Genomic DNA, 17,041 nt, shown 5'->3' with positions numbered 1-17,041 from the left:
ACACCCTTTCTCTAATTGAATAGTGGAATGATGGGAGACGTCATCCATCCCTGTCAACTCGCCCACCCCAGCAGCGCGCCGGCGCTCGACAGCCGACGCGCAGGACCAGAGCGAGGACGCACCCTGGGCCAGGGCGCTTCAGCAGGAGTGCATCGCGGCCCGGGTCTGGGTTGTGGACATGGGTGGGACCGGCAGGGGGTGGGCGGCGGTGGCGCGCAGGCCGTCCAGGGTCAGGGCCAGGTGACGGCGCCATGCTCCCGGCGAGACCTGGTACGTGGCTTTGACGGTGGCCGCTACCCCCCAGACCACGAAGGCCATGTCCGTGAGCGTGACGTCGTCGCGCACGTCCCCGGAGCGCTGGGCACGCCGGAGGAGTTCGCGCATCAGGCCGTACCCTCGGTCTCCTTCCAGGGCCGCGCCGCGTACGGCGAGGTCGTTGTAGCCGAGGTCGGCCGCCTGCAGTTCGCACACGCCGGTGAGGAACGCGGCGAATCCCTCCCACGGGTCGTCCATCGCCAGCGCCTGCTCTGCCAGTTCGGCCACGGTCGCCACCCGGTCGGCGAAGACCGCCGCCACGAGGGAGTCGCGGGTGGGGAAGCGGTTGTAGAGCGTCCCGATGCTCACCCCGGCCCGCCGCGCGATCTCTTCCAGGGGTACGTCGAGCCCTCGGTCCGCGAAAAGTTCCCGGGCCGCTCGCAGGAGGTTCTCGCGGTTCTGTACGGCGTCCTTGCGCATACGGGCAAGCCTAGCTAAGTTGAGGTCAATCTCAAGTTAAGGGGGGCCTCAAGTTATGGGTCGCACCATCGTGATCACAGGCGGCACCAGCGGTATCGGCCTCGGACTGGCTCGCCACTACGCGCAGGCCGGTGACCAGGTCGTGGCCGTGGGGAGCAGCGAAGCGGGCGGACGCCGTTTGCGCGAGGAGGTGCCGCAGGCCCACTTCGTCCGGTCGGATCTCAGCTCCGTCAACCAGACCAGGGACCTCGTGGAACGGCTCAGTGCCGAGTACCCGGCGATCGACGCCCTGGTGCTGGCCGCGTTCAGGTTCAACCCCTCGCGGATCAGGACTGATGAGGGTTTCGAGCACACATTCGCCCTTTATGTTCTTAACCGCTGGCTCATGGCGGAAGGGTTGCGGGAACCTATGGGTAAGGCGCCGGCACCGGTGATCGTCAACCTGTGCGGCGCCGGGCAGGGGGGCCGGATCCACTGGGACGACCTCCAGTTGGAGGCGAACTACCGGGGAGCCACCGCGACCATGCAGGGAGCCAAGGCGAGCGAACTGCTGGGCATGGCCTACGCCGATGAGCGGGTGAAGTACGTGCTCTACAACCCGGTGTTCGTGGCGACATCGCTGCACGAGCCCTTCAAGCAGCCACTGCGTGGTGTCGTACGGGCGGTGTCGGCGCTGTTCGCCCAGCCCGTGGCCAAGGCCGTGCCGCCGATCGCCGCGCTCATCGACCGGCCGCCGGCCGAGCCGCTCACCGCGTGGAAGAAGAGCAAGCCCATCGACCTCGCCGTGGATGCGAAGCAGGCGCGGCGTTTCGAGCAGACCGTCAGGGAGCTGGCGTCGGCCTCAACCGGCTGACCGCCCAGGAGGCGACATGTCAGTGCTGCTCAGACCAGCCGTCGATGAGGAGGTGCCGGGTTTCGTGGTGGCGTCCTGCGGCCACGACGTCCCGGACCGCGTACGGACGCACGTCGGTCGTGGCCAGGTCGGCCAGCGGCACCCATTCCTGGACGAGAAGCTCCTCACGACTGGCGACGTCGACGCGGTCGATGGTGGCCAGCAGGTAGTGCTCCAGAGCGTGGACGCGGTGGCCGTTGTGAATGAAACGGTTCTCGGCCACGAAGAGGTAGCGCCAGTCGATCAGACGGGCGTTGGTCTCCTCGTCGATCTCCTTGCGCAGCCGCTCCTCGAAGGTGTCGCCGATCTCGTACTCGCCGCCGATGAAGGCGTAGTGGCGCCCCGGAGGCGCGTCCGAGGGGCGTTGCAGCAGCACACGGTCCCCGTCCAGGATGATCGAACGCACGCTGACCCTGACCAGGCGGCGCGCGGTCACGGCCGCGAAGAAACGGTCCTCACTTTCGGACATGCGGGCCACTCTGTCAGAGCAGGCCCGCGTCGTGCACGAGGATGGCCGCCTGCACCCGGTTCTCCAGGCGCAGCTTGGCCAGCGCTCGGCTGACGTGCGCCTTGACGGTGGGCTCGGTCATGGACAGCTCGCGCCCGATCTGCCGGTTCGACAGGCCGCGGGCGACGGCGAGGACGACCTCGTGTTCGCGTCCGGTCAGCTCGTCGAGGAGCCGCCGGGAAACCTCGGACTTCGAGGTGTCGCGCCGCTCGGCGAACGTGCTGATCAGCCGCCTGGTCACGGTGGGGGCGAGCATGGCGTTCCCGGCGGCGACCGTGCGGACGGCGGCGGCGAGGTCGCCGGGCGGGGTGTCCTTCAGCAGGAACCCGACGGCGCCGGCCTGCAGCGCCTCGTGCACGTACTCGTCGAGGTCGAACGTCGTGAGCATGACGATCTTCGGCGCGCCGGGCGCGGACGCGATGCGCGCGGCGGCGGCCAGGCCGTCGGTGCCGGGCATGCGCACGTCCATGAGCACGACGTCGGGACGGCAGCGGGCGGCCGTGGCGACCGCCTCGTCCCCGTCGCCCGCCTCGGCGACGACGGAGATGTCACCGGCCGACTCCAGGATCATCCGCAGCCAGGAGCGCACCATGAGCTCGTCGTCGACGACCAGGACCCTGATCATGCCCTCTCCCTGACGGGCTGGGTGGGGATGCCGGCCGTGACCGTGAAGCCGCCGGGTTTGGCGCTCGTACGGAAGTGGCCGCCGAGCAGGGCGACCCGCTCACGCAGCCCGACCAGCCCCAGGCCGCACCCGGGAACGGGCCCGGCGAGGGGCTCGGCCGTGGGCGGGCCGTTTTCCACGATCACCTCCAGCGTCCCGGGCGAGTGACGGAGCACGACGTCGACGTCGCACTCCCCCACGTGCTTGTGCACGTTGGTGAGCGCCTCCTGCACGACCCGGTACGCGGCGCGCTGCGCGGCCTCCGGCACCGGCCCGGGCTCGCCCTCGTCCGTGCGCCGTACGCGCAGCCCGGCGGAGCGTGACTGGCCGAGCAGCCGGTCGAGGTCGGCGAGCGTCGGCGGCGGGGCGTGGCCGTCGAGGGACTCGGGGGTGCGCAGCAGGCCGAGCACCTCGCGCAGGTTCGCCAGGGCCTCCCGGCCCGTCGCCCTGATGTTCGCGATCTCGGCGGCCGTGCGCTGGTCGGGCACGCTGACCTCCAGAGCTCCTGCGTGCAGCACCATGAGCGACACCCGGTGGGCGACCACGTCGTGCATCTCGCGCGCGATCCGCGTACGCTCCTGTGCCCGCGCCTGCTCGGCCCTGGCGGCCTGCTCGCGTTCCAGCCGCTCGGCGCGCTCGCGCAGCCCGGCGAGCACCTGACGGCGCGCGCCCACCCACAGGCCCGCGACGAGGGGCAGCGCGACCGCCCAGACGAGGTGCGCCCCGACCGCCCCCATGTCCTGCGGCGGCAGGCCGTGCCGTGCGACGACGAGGACGGTCACGGCCGCCACGTAAGCCGGGACGAAGCGCCGCCACGGCGCGGCCGTGACCACGTAGTACGTCGCGGCGGTGAAGACGTGCCACTGGCCGAACAGCAGCCACGCCGCCGCGCCCAGCACGATCAGGGGCCAGTGCCGCCCGCGTCCCGCCCAGGCCGCCGCGCCGCACGCGACGGCGAACAGCGCCCGCACCGGATCGAACGCCTGGTCGGCGGCCGGCAGAAGGATCGACAACACGGCCACGGTCAGGCCGACGGCCCACGGGGCCACGCGATCGACGACGCGGACGGCCTCGCCGAGCACGCGGCGTTCGAACGGCGTACTTCCCACGTGTCGAGCGTATGCGCGGGCAGCACCCGTCGACGCGGTCCGTTCGACACGCCGCCCCCTACGAAAGTCGCAGCTCGCGAGCCCTCCGCATCGACTCCTGGCCGAGGCGTTCCCACGCGGAGCGGCGGCAGAGTGCGTCCCATGCGACACAGAACACGAGCGCGAAACAGAACACGGCTGTCGTGCGACGGGCGGGGCCGATCATGATCGAGGCGGTCGGCCTGACCAAGACGTACGGGGACACGGTCGCGGTCGACGGCCTGTCCTTCAGTGTCCCGCCCGGCCGGGTCACCGGCTTCCTCGGCCCGAACGGCGCGGGAAAATCCACCACGATGCGGATGATCCTCGGCCTGGACAACCCCACGGCGGGACACGCCCTCATCGCCGGCCGCAGGTACCGGGACCTTCGCCGTCCCCTGCGGACGGTCGGGGCCCTGCTCGACGCCGCCTGGGTGCATCCCAACCGTTCCGCCCGCACCCACCTGCGCTGGCTGGCCAGGTCCAACGGCATTCCCGCGGGCCGGGCCGAGGAGGTGCTGGAGGCGGTCGGGCTCGCCCCCGCCGCCGACCGGCTCGCGGGCGGCTTCTCGCTGGGCATGGCGCAGCGGCTCGGCATCGCGGGCGCGCTGCTGGGCGATCCCGAGGTGCTGCTGTTCGACGAGCCGGTCAACGGGCTCGACCCGGAGGGCGTCCGGTGGATCAGGGGGCTCATGCACCGGCTGGCCGATGAGGGACGTACCGTGCTGGTCTCCAGTCATCTGCTGTCGGAGATGGCGCTCACCGCGCAGGACCTGATCGTCATCGGACGCGGGCGGCTGATCGCCCAGTGCGGCGTGGAGGAGTTCGTCGCCCGTGCGACCGAGAGCAGCGTCCGGGTCCGCACGCCGGACGCGGCCCGGCTGCGGGCGCTGCTGGAAGGCGAGGGGGCGGCCGTCCACGACGAGGACGGCGCGCTGATCGTCACCGGCGCGGAGAGTTCCTTCATCGGTGAGATGTGCGCCGCGAACGGGGTCGTGCTGCACGAACTGAGCCTCCTGCGCGGGTCGCTGGAGGAGGCGTTCATGCGGCTGACCGGCGACGCGCTGGACTACCAGGCCGTCCAGGAACAGGAAGGGGCCGGCCGGTGAACCTCGTCGCCGCCGAACGCATCAAGCTTCTGTCCACCCCCGCGCCCAAGGTGCTCGCCGCCGCCGCGGTGATCGTCCCCGTCGTGTTCGCGGCGCTGGTCGCGGGCGCCGCGGAGGATCCTTCTACGGTCACCGTCGGGGTCAGCCAGGCCGGGTTCCAGCTCGGCATCGCGCCGATCCTGGCGCTGGCGATGGCCTCGGTCACCACGGAGTACCGCTACGAGACCATCAGGGCGACGTTCCTGGCCGCGCCGGGACGGGGCTCGGTGCTCGCCGCCAAGGCGGCCGTGGCCGGGCTCGTGTCCGGGGCGATCGGCCTGGTATCCGCGTTCGGGGCGCTCGGCGCCTCGGCCCTGATGGCGCCGGAGGCCGACCTCGCCCTGGACACGGGGGCCGACTGGCGGAACGTGGCGGGCCTGGCCGCGTACTACGCCGTAGCCGCCGTGATCGCGGTCGCCGTCGGCACGATGGTCAGGCACACCGCGGCGGCCCTGACGCTGCTGCTGGGGTATGCCATGTTCGCCGAGGCCCTGGTGCCTGCGGTGCCCGGCGCCGGGGTCGAGATCCATCGGTGGTTGCCGTTCAACGTCGGCAAGCAGTTCCTCATCGGCGCCCCCGATCCCGCCATGGCGCCGACGGGCCCGCCCGCCCCTGCCCCGTCGACCTCCGTGCTCGGCCCATGGTGGGCGCTGGCGTACTACGCGGCCGTCGCGCTCGCCCTTCTCGGGGTGGCCGTGGTGACGACGAAACGCCGCGACGCCTGACCACACCCCTCGTTACCGAACTGACGTTTGATCGACGTGGCGGCGGCTCGTTAAGGTTGGGCGCTTCGCTCCTCACCTCGCCCCCCAGGAGTGTCCCCATGCGCCGGCACCGTTTCGGCCTCGTCGCGGCCGCCCTCGCGGCGGTCTACCTGGTCGCCGTGGTCGTCCTCGCCGTCGTCGCGCAGGTCACCGGCGAGGTCAGCCTCATCTGGACGGTCGTCGTGGACCGGCAGGGCTTCTCGAGGGACGACGTCCGGCCGTGGGGGCTGCTCATAGTCGTGCTGGTCCTGGTCGCGGCGGCGCAGGCATGGGCGCTCTTGCAGATTCTGCGCGGCCCGGAACGCCGCGCGCCGGCGCGGCACGGCGGGGAGGTCCGCCTGCTGCGGGTCGCGCTCTACGTCATGGCCGGGCTCAGCCTGCTCGTCTTGGTCCTGGCGTTCCAGCTCGCCTCGTGGCTTGGGCCGGTCTTCGCCTGGTGGTTCGTGCCGGTCTTCGCTGTGATCCAGTTGGCCATGGCGTGGCTGTTCTTCCGCGTGCTGCGCGGCACCACCCCTCGATGGCTGCGGCTGCTCATCCTCGTGACGGGCGCGCTCGCCGGGGTGCACGACCTGGTCGTCAACGTCGGCTTCGAGCTGGACGAAGCAGGGTTCGCCCTGGAGTTGGCGCAGGAGCTGATCTGGCCGGCGTGGGCGGTGTCGCTGCTGGCCGCCCAGGCGCGGGATCCGCGCTGGAGCCGGACGACCGTGCGGATCGGCGTGGTCGGGGTGGTCATGTCGCTCCTGCGGCCCAGCGAGCTCTTCACGTTCGGCTTCGCGAACGAGGTGCCCTGGACGCTGCTGTTCTACCACCTCTTCGACGCCTTGTCGGTCTTCTGGATGGTCTGGGCTGCCCGATCCGCGCACGACCTGGGCAGCCTCCTGCCCCCGGCGCCCCGGCCCGTGCGGGCGCCCGCACGGCGATGGCCGCTGCCCGCGGCGGCGATCGTGCTCCCGCTGGTCCCCGCCGCCGTCAACCTCTCGCAGGGGACGCCGTTCTGGCTCGGGCCGAAGATCGTCCTGTGGGAGGCCGTGCGGGAGATCAGCAGCTTCGAGCTGCTCGTCGTCTGGTTCGTCCTCGACCTCCTGGTGGGCCTCGGCGTCCCTGCGCTCCTGATCCTCATCGCCGTCACGCGCCGTTCCCAGGCCGTGCTGCGGTTCACCGCATTGACCCTGTTCCTCTTGGCCGCCGTCGGGGTCGTGAGCGCGTCCATCGAGGCGAGTTCCGACTTCCACGGGGAGCTGCCCTTCTATCCGCACAGCCTGTTCGTCAAGGACGGCGCGCTCGTCTCCGCCGGGATCTCCCCGCTGTGGTTCGGCCTCGCGCTCACCGCCTCCGCTCTCGTCCTGCTGTTCGGGTACGCCGACCGGCCCGCCCGACGCGTCCGCCACCGCGTGCTCGTGGCGGGCCTGGCCTCGTCCGTCGCGCTCTGCCTCCTCCCGGCGGCGGACCAGGCCCCCGGCCCCGTGACCACCGCTGAGGAGTGTGAGCCGCCCGCACCCTGGGAGGTGGAAGAACCTGAGGAGCCCCACGAGCTGACCCCGGAGAAGAGGTTCATCTGCTTTCTGCGCAGCCCGGGCACCGGTTTACCCCAGTTCTCCGCCGCCGCGCCCGACCCCGTCGTGCTCGCCTTCGGACGCCGGATGTGCGACCTGTACACCAGGAACGACGTCCGGGAGCTGGCCCGCTGGAAGACCACCCGCCAGGCCCTGACCAACCCGATCGCCGGCATCTGCCCCAGCGCCGCCGCCGTCATCAAGGCCGAGCGGGCCGAGCAGAACCGGGAGGTCGCGGAGCTCCAGGCGGAGGCCCAGCGGGTGTGCGATGCGACGCCGCGTCACCGGCCGCGCATCAAGCCGGCCAAGGCGATCCGGATCAAGAAGCCCCAGTGGACCGACTACGGGGTGCTGCAGACGTACGAGGGCGAAGAGGACGAACCCAACCTGGACCCCCGCAACGGGCTGGTCTCCTCGGAACCCGGCACCCTGGTCGTCATCACGGACCCCGACTTCGACCTCTGCACCACCGTCGAAACCTACGCGCGCCGCCCGCCCGTCGAGACCAAGGGCTGGGACAAGGTCGTCGAGGTCGGCTACCACAGCCCCACGGGCAAGATCGTGCTCTCCGACAGCCTCAGCGGCACCGAGCTGCCCGATCTGTCGCTCAACGGCCGCGCGGGGCACTACCGGATCCGCGTGCACCACGCCTGGTTCCCCTGGAAGGGCGAGAAGCAGGCCGCCCAGCGGTTGCTGATCATGGCCTACCCGGCTCCCGGCGACAAGGAGATTGTCTACCGCAAGTGAGCCACGGACCGAGCTCCCGCCGCCATGACCGGCGGAGCGAACGCGGCGCCGGTCATGGCCCGCGCCGCGTTCGCATCGCGGCGGGTTCAGAGGTGGAGCCGGGGCCAGGTCGCCGTGTCGCGCAGGAGTTGCCTGTCGTGGGTGGCCAGCACGACGGCGGCTCCCGTCATGGCCAGCGCCTGCGTCAGCTCCTCGACCAGGGTCATCGACAGGTGGTTGGTCGGCTCGTCGAGCAGCACCACCTGGGGCCGTGCCGCCAGCAGGAGGGCCAGGTCGAGCCGCCGTTGCTGGCCGACCGACAGCTCCGTCACCGGCTTGTGGGCGGCGCCGGAGGGCAGCAGCCCGAGCTGGGTGAGCCCGAGGACCTCGGCCTCGTCGAGCTCCTTCGAGCTGACGAGGCGGCCCACGGCGGCGTCGTACACCTCGAAGGCGCGTCGCCGCGACGGCGGCGGCGACTCCTGCGCGAGCAGGCGTACCCGCGCGCCCCGCTTGCGTTGCACGTCCCCCGAATCGGGCGCCAGCTTCCCCGCGAGCACGGAGAGCAGGCTGGACTTGCCCGAGCCGTTGGGACCCGTGATGACGAGGCGGTCGCCGGCCCGAAGGTGCACCGAACGAGGCGCGTCGATCCTGCCGCGCACCGTGACGGCCTCCGCCCGCAGGAGCGTCACCCCTGGCGGCGCCTCCAGCGGCGGCATCTGGAACCGCATCGGCGGCTTGGGCACGTCGACGACGTGCGCCTCCAGTTCCTCCTGCCGGCGGTGAACCGCCCGGACCAGTGACGGCGCCCGCGTCGCGCGCGTGTGCTTGCCGGTTCCCTTCTCCGGCCGCCACCCCGTGGACAGCCGGTTCTGCGCCGCGGACAGGTCCTGCGCGAGCCGCTGCCGCTCGCTCTGCTGATCCCGGTAGGCGTTCTCCCAGCGTTCGCGTTCGGCGCGCTTGCCCTCCCGGTATCCGGCGTATCCGCCGCCGAAGACCCGGGGACGCCCGTCACTGGTCGGGTCGAGGTCCAGGACCGTGGTGACGACGTCGGCCAGCAACGCGCGGTCGTGGCTGACCAGCACCACCCCGCCGGGATGTGCGCGAAGCCGGGCGGTCAGGTGGTCCAGGCCGTCGGCGTCGAGATGGTTGGTTGGTTCGTCCAGCAGCAGCAGGTCGTGCCCGGCGCCCAGCAGGCAGGCCAGCCTGACGCGGTAACGCTGCCCGACGGACAGGTCGGCCAGCGGCCGGGAACGGTCGTCCACCGCGTTGAGCGCGGCGAGCGAGATGTCGACGCGGCGGTCGGCGTCCCACGCGTCGAGGGACTGCGCGGCTTCGAGCGCGTCCGCGTAAGCCTGTTCGGCACCCGGGCGTTCCTCGGTGAGCGCGAGGACGGCCGACTCGAACGCGCCGAGGACGGCGCGCACCTGGGCGAGTTCGACGTCGATCAGGTCGCCGACCGTGCGGCCGAGGTCGACCGGGATCTCCTGGTCGGCGACGCCCAGCGTGCCGGCCCGGTGCACCGTGCCCGCGTCGGGAACGAGGCTTCCGGCGAGCACCTGCAGCAGCGTGGTCTTCCCGCGGCCGTTCTCGCCGACCACGCCCAGCCGATCGCCGGGAGAGACCGTCAGGTCCACGCCGGTCAGAACCGGACGGCCACCACGGGCCAGGTGCAGGTCGGTGGCGTTGAGATGGGCCCGCGCACGGGCCGGTAGAGCAGTGGGGGTGGACATACTTCCTCCGAGAGCAGGCTCGCGCGCGCCTCGGCGCATGGCGTGGCGAGGCGGAGCCTGGAAAGTGAGAGACGACGGCAGATGCGCTCGGCCGCGCCCGGAGACCCGCTCAACAGGAATGAGCAGGGACGTCACAGGCGGCCGAGGCGGTCGTCCTCAGAGGAAGTACAAATGCACGCGCCCAGGCTACCCGATCAGCGTGCGCGCGGCGGCCCTCAGCAGGTGACGGTCTTCTGGTAGGACGCGAACGTCGAGTCGAGCCACTTCCAGACCCGCACCTGGCCCGGCCGGAAACCCGTCCAGCACGGGCTGTCGGGCCCCCGCTTGACGATGACCTTGACGCGCATGGTCTTGCCGCACTTGTTGCGCAGCACGATGGTCCCGACCGGCTTGGCGACGTAGCGCGCCACACATCCCGGAGCCGTGCCCGCCGCGGTGGTGACGCTCTGGGCGGTGGCCGCGTTCGCCGGGGAAGCGGCCGACAGAACGCCGACGGCGGCACCGGTGACGGCGAGGGCGGCGAGTCCGGTACGGAGGCGAGTGAAGGCGGTGGTCATGACGGTCTTCCTCTCTTCTCATGTTGATCGACGAGAGAAAGGTAAGGCGGGAGATGTTGAGAACCTGTTGAGGATCCGCTGAGGTTTGTCGGTGGGAATGCCTACTGTTTGGCGCGCCACCACAATCCATAGGAAGGCCCTCATGACTGACATCTTCACCGTGTCCATCCACGCGGTTGAAGGCTCGACGCTCCGCGCACGAGTCCACATCATCAACCCGGACGTCCCCTTTGTCTCCGACGAGGCAGCTTTCCCCTTGGCCTTGCTGGTGGACGCCTGGTTCCTGCTGAAGAACGGGTATCTGCGCAACGAAGCCTCCAGAGACGGCAGAGGGGACCGATACCCCTTCTCCGCCCAACGGGGCAAGGACGTCGTCATGGGCATGCGGCGCGGGGAGGAATTCCACGAGCTTTACCGGCTCAAGCGCGGAGGGCGCACCCCCGGGTACGACCCGGCGGACTTCTATCGGCGCGCCGCCACCATCGTGACGTCCCATTCCGTCAGCCCCGTTCACAACGTTCCGAGTTGGAGCGAGGTCTCGGCGTTCGACGACCCGGATGAGCCCTGGGAGCCGGGAGAGCGGGAGAAGTTCGCGGGCTTGGAGGGGCCGGCCGATCTGTCCGAGTACCGGACGTGGGTGTTGCTGCGCGAACGCCCCTTCAGCAGCCGTCCGTACGTGGACCTCACGGCGACGGTGAGCGATGCGAGCTACGTGGAGCACCTGATCGGCGGCATGCGCTGGTCGACCACGCAGACCGGATACGGGTACTGATCCCGGCCAGGGCGATACGGCGTACAGTGCCTCCCTGTGACCTGGTAGCCCAGCCGAAGGAGCGCGCTTGTACCTCGACACCCGCCCCGGCCGCGACGGCAGGCCGAACGAGGACTACGTGGGCGTCACCTTCGGAACGTCCGCCCACGCCGTGCTGCTCGACGGCGCCGGCGGCCCGTCCGAGCTCCCCACAGGCTGTCACCACGGCACTCCGTGGTACGTCGGCGAGCTCGGCGACACGGCCCTGGCCGGCATGCGCGACCCGCGCACCCCGCTGACCACCGCGCTCGCGCAGGCCATCGGCTCCGTCGCCGAGAGGCACGAGCTCTCCTGCGACCCGCTTCATCCCGGCACGCCGTCCAGCACCGTCGTCATGCTGCGGCACGCGGCCGAGCAGGTCGAGTACTTGGTGCTCGGCGACTCCACCCTGGTCGCCGACGTCGCCGGCGAGATCGTCATGGTCTGCGACCGGCGGATCGACGCGGTGGGCGCCGACCTGTGGAAGGCCATGGCCGCCCTGCCCACCGGGACGCCGGAGCACCAGGCCGCGCGCATCCGGTACGTCGAACACCAGCGGCGCATGCGGAACAAGCGGCCCGACGGTTACCCGATCGCCTCGAACGACCCGCAAGCCGCATACGAGGCGCTGACCGGGACGTTCCCCGCCGCGCGGGTGCGGCGGATCGCCCTGCTGTCGGATGGCGCCACCCGGTTCGTCGAATTCGGCCTCGGCACGTTCTCCGACGCTCTCGACCTCCTGGACTCGGCCGCCCCCGAGCGGCTCTTCGACCGGGTACGCGCGGCGGAGGCCGGCGACCCGGCCGGTGAACGCTGGCCCCGGGCGAAGCAGCGCGACGACCTCGCCGCCGTCTATCTGCCCATCCGCCGTCCTGGCCGGTAGGCCAACGGCGTACGATATTTTCTACATGCAGTAGAAAGACCAGGAGATGCCGTGTTCGAGATCGTGTCCGCCCTGCTGCCTCCCCTTGTGGTGGGCTCGGCGTTCGTCTTCGGCGTCGTCAAGCTGATGCGGTCAGAAGGGCGCGCGCGGGCCGCAGAAGCCCGGGAGCGAGTGCGGCCAGAGGAGCGAGCGCAAGCAGATACGCAAGCCCCGCCAGCCGCTGGTCACTGACGAGGTCCGGGGCGTTCTCCGGGGTCACCAGGTAGAACCATTCGGCCGCGACCGGCGGGCCGAGCAGCAGGAAGAGGCCCACGGCCGCCTGCACCAGCATGACTCCCGCCAGCAGTGCGAGGCGCACCCGCCGGGAGATCGGGCGCGGCAGCGGGTCGGCTCCGACCAGGACCCACAGGATCAGCACTCCGGCGCCGAAGAACAGGGACGCGGTCAGCAGATGACCGGCGTGGCTGGACAAAGACCACGGCAGCCAACCAGTTCGATATAAAAGCGGAAATGCCACCATATAGACGGGCGGTAGGACCGCGAGAAACGTCAGCCCGCGCGGCTTGAGCCATGCGTCGCCGTACTGCGAGGAAGCGGTGGTCGCCCGCGCGGCGAGGGTGAGCGGAGCGCCGAGGCAGAGCAGCAGCGGCGCGACCACGGCGAGAACGACGTGCTGCAGCGCGTAGAGCGACAACATGGCCCGCGCATAGCCGCCGACCCCGCCGACCAGGGCCAGCGCCGTCAACGCCAGCCCCGCGTACCAGGCCGCCGTGCGGCCGGGCGGCCAGGAACCGGCCCTGCGCAGGCCGACCAGGTAGCCGACGGCGGGCAACGCCAGCAGCAGCACGATCAGCGCATCGGGGCGGAGTTCGGTGAACAACGCGCCGGGACTGAAGGGCGCCAGGTCGTACTCCAGCATGCGGTCGTGCCTGCCGTCGTCGCCACCCGCGGCCGGCGGCGGGGTCCTGGCCAGGCCGACGGCCAGCCCCATCGCCACCATCATCACGATCATCTCGCCCGCCGCCAGCCGGACGAAGACGTGGCGCACGCCGCGATCGGCGACGCGGGCGACCGTACGGCGCCGGTGGGTCCAGCCGAACAGGCCGAGCAGTGCGAGCGTGCCCGTCTTGGCCAGCAGGAACTGGCCGTACTCGCTCTGCCAGAGGTCGGACACGGCACCCAGCCGCACCCAGGCGCTCGCCAGACCGGACACGGCCACGCCCGCGAAGCAGCACAAAGCGATCGTGCTGAACCTGGACAGCACGATCGCCAGATCGCGGGAGCGGCGGAAGTGCACGACCACCGCGCCCAGGCCGCCGGCCCACACCGACACCGCGATCAGGTGCGCCACCAGGGCGGACACGGCGAGGTCGTGATCGGCGGCCGAGGCCGCGTGGCCGACGTACAGCGGGGGCAGGAGCCCGAACACGGCGATCGCGAGCGGCACCCACCCGGGCAGCCGGGGCACCCGCGTGGCCAGCACCACCGTGCCGAGCGCGCCCAGCACCGGCAACATGGCCCGCGCCTGCGGGATGGTCAGGCCGTAGCGGAGCAGGCCGGGGTCGGCCAGCAGGTCCGTGACCGGCAGCGGGAGGACGTTGGACATCGTCAGCGGGTAGCTGAGCGCCGCGGCGACCGCCCAGCCGAGCGCCCAACGACGCGCCATCCGTACACACCGGGGCTTCTCAGGCGAACCGGCGGGGGCCAGGACGGCGGCGGCCAGCAACGTCCCCACGGTGGCCACCGCGCACAGGTTGTAGCAGAACCTGACCAGCGGCAGGCCCCACTCGGTGATCGGGCCGGCGGTGGGCAGTCCGGCGATCGCGGGCTGCGCACCCGCGCCGCCGAACCCCACCGCGGCGACCAGCACCACCAACCCCGCGCTCACCACGCAGGCCATGTACAGCAGCGGCGCCCTGGAACGCATGTCTGGAGGTACGCGGCGTGGACGGGCCCGGTTCAGGCATCTTCTATGCCTTGTAGAAATTCTTTCGTCGCCCGGGTGCGTGATGCTACTTCTCGGCGGTCAGCCTGCGCTCGACGTCCTCGCGGGTCGCGGACGGCAGCAGCGGCAGCAGCCGGTCGCGGGAGGCATGCGAGCAGTGCGCGAGCAGCCCGGCGATCGTCGCGGGCGGAAGGCGGCCGAGCGCCTGACCGGCGGGGTCCTCCGGCATGGCGGCGACGGCCAGGCCGGTCTGGAGGGTGTCGACGGCGGCCATCGCCTCGATGGCGGCCGCGGAATGCCGGTCGTGCATGTTGCCGAGCACGCGTCCGCGGTGGTGGGGGTCCATCGCCAGGACGACCTCGGCCACGAGGTTCGGGTCGCGTACCTGGTCCAGCAGCCAGCCCACACGGCGCGGGAGCAGCATCTGCAGGATCTTGGCGCTTTTCGCGGCCTGACGGCACATCTCCTCCACCGCGGCGGTCGTGAACAACTGCCACCGTTCGGCGAGGAGCACCGCCGCCTCGGCGGCGGTCAGCGTGAGGACCATCGACCCTCTCTCCGCGGGACCGGCGACGGCGAGCGCCCGGCGCACACGCTGCGCCGCCGCACCCTCGCCAGACCGGGCGCTGCCGCCCGACTCCGCGCCATTTCCCCTGGAAGAACCATTTTTCCTGGAGACGTCGTTCCCTTCAGAGAAGCCGCTCCCCCGGGAAAAGCCGCTCCCTTCAGAGAAGCCGTTCCCCTTCGAGGCGCCGCCGCACAATCTGGAGGCGCCGCTACCTTCAGAGGCACCGCCGCCCCTGCCAGAAGCGCCGGAAGAATCCGACGTCCTCCCGGCCCCGTTCCCCTGGGGAGCCTGGAAAGGCGGGGGCTGCCTCCACCGCTCTCCCGCGTCGACCCGCTCCAGCCGCACCGCCAGCTCACCCGCCGTCATCCGATTCGCCGGACTCTTGGCGAGCAGCCGATCGATGATCGACGCGAGCCGTCCCGTCCGGGTCATGGGATCCGGACGATCGTTGAGGATGGCGAACCTGGTGGCCACCTCGTTGCCCCGTTGGAAGGGTGGACGCCCTTCCAAGGCCGTGTAGAGGGTGGCGCCCAGCGACCACAGGTCGGCCGCCTTGCCGACCGAGTCGCCCCGCAGGCGTTCCGGGGCGATGAAGTCCGGGGTGCCGATCACCTGGCCGAGCGTGGTGATGTGTTCGTGCCCCTCGATGTGGGCGATCCCGAAGTCGACCAGGATGACCTTGCCGGCGGCGGTGAGCAGGATGTTGTCCGGTTTCACGTCGCGGTGGAGCACCCCGACGTCGTGCGCGGCGGCGAGCGCGTCGAGCGCCTGGGCGGCGATCCGCACGACGGCGGGCTCGGACAGGGGCGCCTGCTTGATGAGCGCGCCGAGCATGACGCCCCGCACGTGGTCCATCACGATCCACGGGCCGTTGTCGTGGTCGAGCACGTCGAGGACCCGGACGATGCCCGGGTGGTCGATCCGGGCCAGCGCCTGCGCCTCCCGTTCGGCCCGCTTCCTCAGCTCGGGAAGTCGTCCGACGTCGGCGCGCACCTGTTTGAGCGCCACCAGGCGGCCGAGTTTGAGGTCCCGGCCGCGCCAGACCCGTCCCATGCCGCCTTTGCCCAGTTCCTCCTCGATGACGTACCGGCCGGCGATGTGATCACCAATCATCGTTCATCCCCGCGTACTGGGCCTGCCGGTCGTGGCCCGCCGTCCGGGGGGCGCGGTCGTCCCTGAGGCCGCGCAGCGCCTCGTCCTCGAAGCTTCTGCCCTCGTGGTGGTCGGCGGGCGGGGGCTGGTCGTAGAGGACGTCGGTACGCGCTTCGTCGGCGGTGTACGGCCGGGTCGTGCCGTCCCGCCAGTCGGACCGGGGCGGCGGACGCCTGTCGGCGTCGTGGATCTGGTCGATGGCCGCGTTGACCTCGCGCCGTTCCAGCACGGCCACGATCGTGTCGTAGCTGCCGGGCCGCTGCATCAGCTTGACGAGCACGGGCAGGCACTCGATGAGCAGGATGAACAGGAACAGCAGGAGCCTGGCCATGTTGAGCGTCGCGTTGTCCTGCGACACTCGGCCGAGCGCCTCCAGTCGCAGCATGAGGCCGTCGGATCCCTGGTTCTCGGTGGCGAAGCCGTCTCTGAGGCCCGCCTGCTGCTTGGTCAGTTTGTCCAGTTCTGCCTGTACGCCGCGCAGGTCCCGCTCCGCCTGGGCCAGGTTGCTCGCCTTTCCGGCCTCCTGGGTGACGCTGAGCTGCTTCCTGCGCTGCGCGATCTGCGCGTCGATGTCGTTCGCCCGGTCACGGGCGGATATGTACGCCTGCTCCGCCGCGTCCGCGAGCGGCCCCGGCCCCTTCTTCGCGCACTTGGGCGGACCGACGTAGAGCTGGCACTGCCATTCCTGGTAGAACCTGTCCCGCTGCTTGACCGCCTGATCGCGCGACTTGGTCAGTTCCTGGATCCGGGAGTCGGCCGCCGGATCGAGCGGGCTCTCACCGCGGGAGGCGATCACGGCCTGCAGGGCCGCCGCGGACTTCTCCAACTCGGCGATGCGCTGACCGGTCTCGCCGCCCTGCTGCGTGCGGATGAACGCGTCGGTCCTCTCCTGCTGGATGTCGACGATCTCGGCGTCGATCTCGGGCTTGAAGATCTGGAGCACCAGCGGTGTGGAGATGACGGCGCCCAGCAGCAGCGCCAGGAGCACGCGGGGCAGGGCGAGCCAGAAGCGCCGTCCGCCCTGTGTCGGCAGGGACGTGACGAGCCACCGGTCCAGGCTCAGGATCGCCACACCCCAGACGAGGCCGATCACGACGGCGAGCGGCGCGAACACCTTGAGCGCCGAGGCGAGCGCGAACGTCATGGAGATGGCGGCGATGCAGGCCGTGGTCAGGATGGCGCCGCCGAGGCCGTGAAACCTGGCGCGCTCCCCCTTGCACTGCTCCAGCACGTCCGCACGGGCACCTGACAAGACGATCAACCATCTACCGACCACGCGCGGCTCCGGGAGGAGAGGAC

15 protein-coding genes are annotated in these 17,041 nt (G+C 71.2%); 6 read left to right on the top strand and 9 right to left on the bottom strand.

Annotated elements, in window-relative coordinates; all coding sequences use genetic code 11:
• Positions 1-138: 138 nt before the first annotated feature.
• Positions 139-735, bottom strand: coding sequence for a TetR/AcrR family transcriptional regulator (locus tag ACFOY2_RS17970; RefSeq protein WP_379529187.1), 597 nt, complete (start codon positions 733-735; stop codon positions 139-141).
• Positions 736-790: 55 nt separating this feature from the next.
• Between ACFOY2_RS17970 and ACFOY2_RS17965 the strand changes: the two genes are divergently transcribed.
• Positions 791-1,588 carry an SDR family NAD(P)-dependent oxidoreductase gene (locus tag ACFOY2_RS17965; protein ID WP_379529186.1) on the top strand — a complete coding sequence of 266 codons (798 nt, stop codon included), beginning with the start codon at positions 791-793 and terminating at the stop codon, positions 1,586-1,588.
• Between the two features lie 19 nt (positions 1,589-1,607).
• On the opposite strand, the gene ACFOY2_RS17960 is transcribed toward ACFOY2_RS17965, so the two are convergent.
• Genes ACFOY2_RS17960 through ACFOY2_RS17950 form a run of 3 tightly spaced genes read right to left on the bottom strand, consistent with a single transcriptional unit; the run spans position 1,608 to position 3,908 of the window.
• Positions 1,608-2,096 carry an NUDIX domain-containing protein gene (locus tag ACFOY2_RS17960; protein WP_379529185.1) on the bottom strand — a complete coding sequence of 163 codons (489 nt, stop codon included), beginning with the start codon at positions 2,094-2,096 and terminating at the stop codon, positions 1,608-1,610.
• Positions 2,097-2,109: 13 nt separating this feature from the next.
• Positions 2,110-2,760: a response regulator gene (locus ACFOY2_RS17955; protein WP_379529184.1), complete on the bottom strand. Its 651-nt coding sequence runs from the start codon at positions 2,758-2,760 to the stop codon at positions 2,110-2,112.
• The gene (locus ACFOY2_RS17950; RefSeq protein WP_379529183.1) at positions 2,757-3,908 is read right to left on the bottom strand and encodes a sensor histidine kinase; all 1,152 of its coding nucleotides are present in this window, start codon (positions 3,906-3,908) and stop codon (positions 2,757-2,759) included. Before ACFOY2_RS17950 ends, ACFOY2_RS17955 begins: the two co-directional genes overlap by 4 nt.
• A gap of 203 nt (positions 3,909-4,111) precedes the next feature.
• Between ACFOY2_RS17950 and ACFOY2_RS17945 the strand changes: the two genes are divergently transcribed.
• From ACFOY2_RS17945 to ACFOY2_RS17935, 3 genes are all read left to right on the top strand, one after another.
• Complete coding sequence (locus tag ACFOY2_RS17945) at positions 4,112-5,035, top strand: ABC transporter ATP-binding protein (protein WP_379529182.1); 924 nt, start codon at positions 4,112-4,114, stop codon at positions 5,033-5,035.
• Positions 5,032-5,799, top strand: a complete 768-nt coding sequence (locus ACFOY2_RS17940) for a hypothetical protein (RefSeq protein ID WP_379529181.1) — start codon at positions 5,032-5,034, stop codon at positions 5,797-5,799. Before ACFOY2_RS17945 ends, ACFOY2_RS17940 begins: the two co-directional genes overlap by 4 nt.
• A gap of 98 nt (positions 5,800-5,897) precedes the next feature.
• Complete coding sequence (locus ACFOY2_RS17935; protein ID WP_379529180.1) at positions 5,898-8,138, top strand: hypothetical protein; 2,241 nt, start codon at positions 5,898-5,900, stop codon at positions 8,136-8,138.
• An 86-nt stretch (positions 8,139-8,224) separates the two neighbouring features.
• On the opposite strand, the gene ACFOY2_RS17930 is transcribed toward ACFOY2_RS17935, so the two are convergent.
• The gene (locus ACFOY2_RS17930) at positions 8,225-9,847 is read right to left on the bottom strand and encodes an ABC-F family ATP-binding cassette domain-containing protein (RefSeq protein ID WP_379529179.1); all 1,623 of its coding nucleotides are present in this window, start codon (positions 9,845-9,847) and stop codon (positions 8,225-8,227) included.
• A 215-nt stretch (positions 9,848-10,062) separates the two neighbouring features.
• On the bottom strand, positions 10,063-10,404 hold the full coding sequence (locus ACFOY2_RS17925) for a hypothetical protein (RefSeq protein WP_379529178.1): 342 nt from the start codon (positions 10,402-10,404) through the stop codon (positions 10,063-10,065).
• 142 nt (positions 10,405-10,546) lie between these two features.
• Between ACFOY2_RS17925 and ACFOY2_RS17920 the strand changes: the two genes are divergently transcribed.
• Entirely contained in the window at positions 10,547-11,176 is a 630-nt protein-coding gene (locus ACFOY2_RS17920) for a hypothetical protein (protein WP_379529177.1), read from the top strand.
• 67 nt (positions 11,177-11,243) lie between these two features.
• Positions 11,244-12,077, top strand: a complete 834-nt coding sequence (locus ACFOY2_RS17915) for a protein phosphatase 2C domain-containing protein (RefSeq protein WP_379529176.1) — start codon at positions 11,244-11,246, stop codon at positions 12,075-12,077.
• Between the two features lie 118 nt (positions 12,078-12,195).
• Here the strand turns inward: ACFOY2_RS17915 and ACFOY2_RS17910 are convergent, their stop codons facing one another.
• The 3 genes from ACFOY2_RS17910 to ACFOY2_RS17900 form a co-directional block, all read right to left on the bottom strand.
• The gene (locus tag ACFOY2_RS17910) at positions 12,196-14,004 is read right to left on the bottom strand and encodes a cytochrome c oxidase assembly protein (protein WP_379529175.1); all 1,809 of its coding nucleotides are present in this window, start codon (positions 14,002-14,004) and stop codon (positions 12,196-12,198) included.
• Positions 14,005-14,089: 85 nt separating this feature from the next.
• The gene (locus tag ACFOY2_RS17905; protein WP_379529174.1) at positions 14,090-15,703 is read right to left on the bottom strand and encodes a serine/threonine-protein kinase; all 1,614 of its coding nucleotides are present in this window, start codon (positions 15,701-15,703) and stop codon (positions 14,090-14,092) included.
• Complete coding sequence (locus tag ACFOY2_RS17900) at positions 15,693-16,994, bottom strand: DUF4407 domain-containing protein (protein WP_379529173.1); 1,302 nt, start codon at positions 16,992-16,994, stop codon at positions 15,693-15,695. The genes ACFOY2_RS17905 and ACFOY2_RS17900 overlap by 11 nt, the downstream gene beginning before the upstream one ends.
• Positions 16,995-17,041: the final 47 nt, after the last annotated feature.

This window comes from Nonomuraea purpurea (assembly GCF_042650645.1).
GTDB classification, from domain to species: Bacteria; Actinomycetota; Actinomycetes; order Streptosporangiales; family Streptosporangiaceae; genus Nonomuraea; species Nonomuraea purpurea.
This window is presented reverse-complemented; position numbering and strand designations above follow the sequence as displayed.

Bases quoted from the DNA above. Each gene is read 5' to 3' on its own strand.
- ACFOY2_RS17925 (WP_379529178.1), bottom strand. From the start codon at position 10,404: ATGACCACCGCCTTCACTCGCCTCCGTACCGGACTCGCCGCCCTCGCC.
- ACFOY2_RS17920 (WP_379529177.1), top strand. From the start codon at position 10,547: ATGACTGACATCTTCACCGTGTCCATCCACGCGGTTGAAGGCTCGACG.
- ACFOY2_RS17905 (WP_379529174.1), bottom strand. From the start codon at position 15,703: ATGATTGGTGATCACATCGCCGGCCGGTACGTCATCGAGGAGGAACTG.
- ACFOY2_RS17965 (WP_379529186.1), top strand. From the start codon at position 791: ATGGGTCGCACCATCGTGATCACAGGCGGCACCAGCGGTATCGGCCTC.
- ACFOY2_RS17935 (WP_379529180.1), top strand. From the start codon at position 5,898: ATGCGCCGGCACCGTTTCGGCCTCGTCGCGGCCGCCCTCGCGGCGGTC.
- ACFOY2_RS17910 (WP_379529175.1), bottom strand. From the start codon at position 14,004: ATGCGTTCCAGGGCGCCGCTGCTGTACATGGCCTGCGTGGTGAGCGCG.
- ACFOY2_RS17955 (WP_379529184.1), bottom strand. From the start codon at position 2,760: ATGATCAGGGTCCTGGTCGTCGACGACGAGCTCATGGTGCGCTCCTGG.
- ACFOY2_RS17970 (WP_379529187.1), bottom strand. From the start codon at position 735: ATGCGCAAGGACGCCGTACAGAACCGCGAGAACCTCCTGCGAGCGGCC.
- ACFOY2_RS17930 (WP_379529179.1), bottom strand. From the start codon at position 9,847: ATGTCCACCCCCACTGCTCTACCGGCCCGTGCGCGGGCCCATCTCAAC.
- ACFOY2_RS17960 (WP_379529185.1), bottom strand. From the start codon at position 2,096: ATGTCCGAAAGTGAGGACCGTTTCTTCGCGGCCGTGACCGCGCGCCGC.
- ACFOY2_RS17945 (WP_379529182.1), top strand. From the start codon at position 4,112: ATGATCGAGGCGGTCGGCCTGACCAAGACGTACGGGGACACGGTCGCG.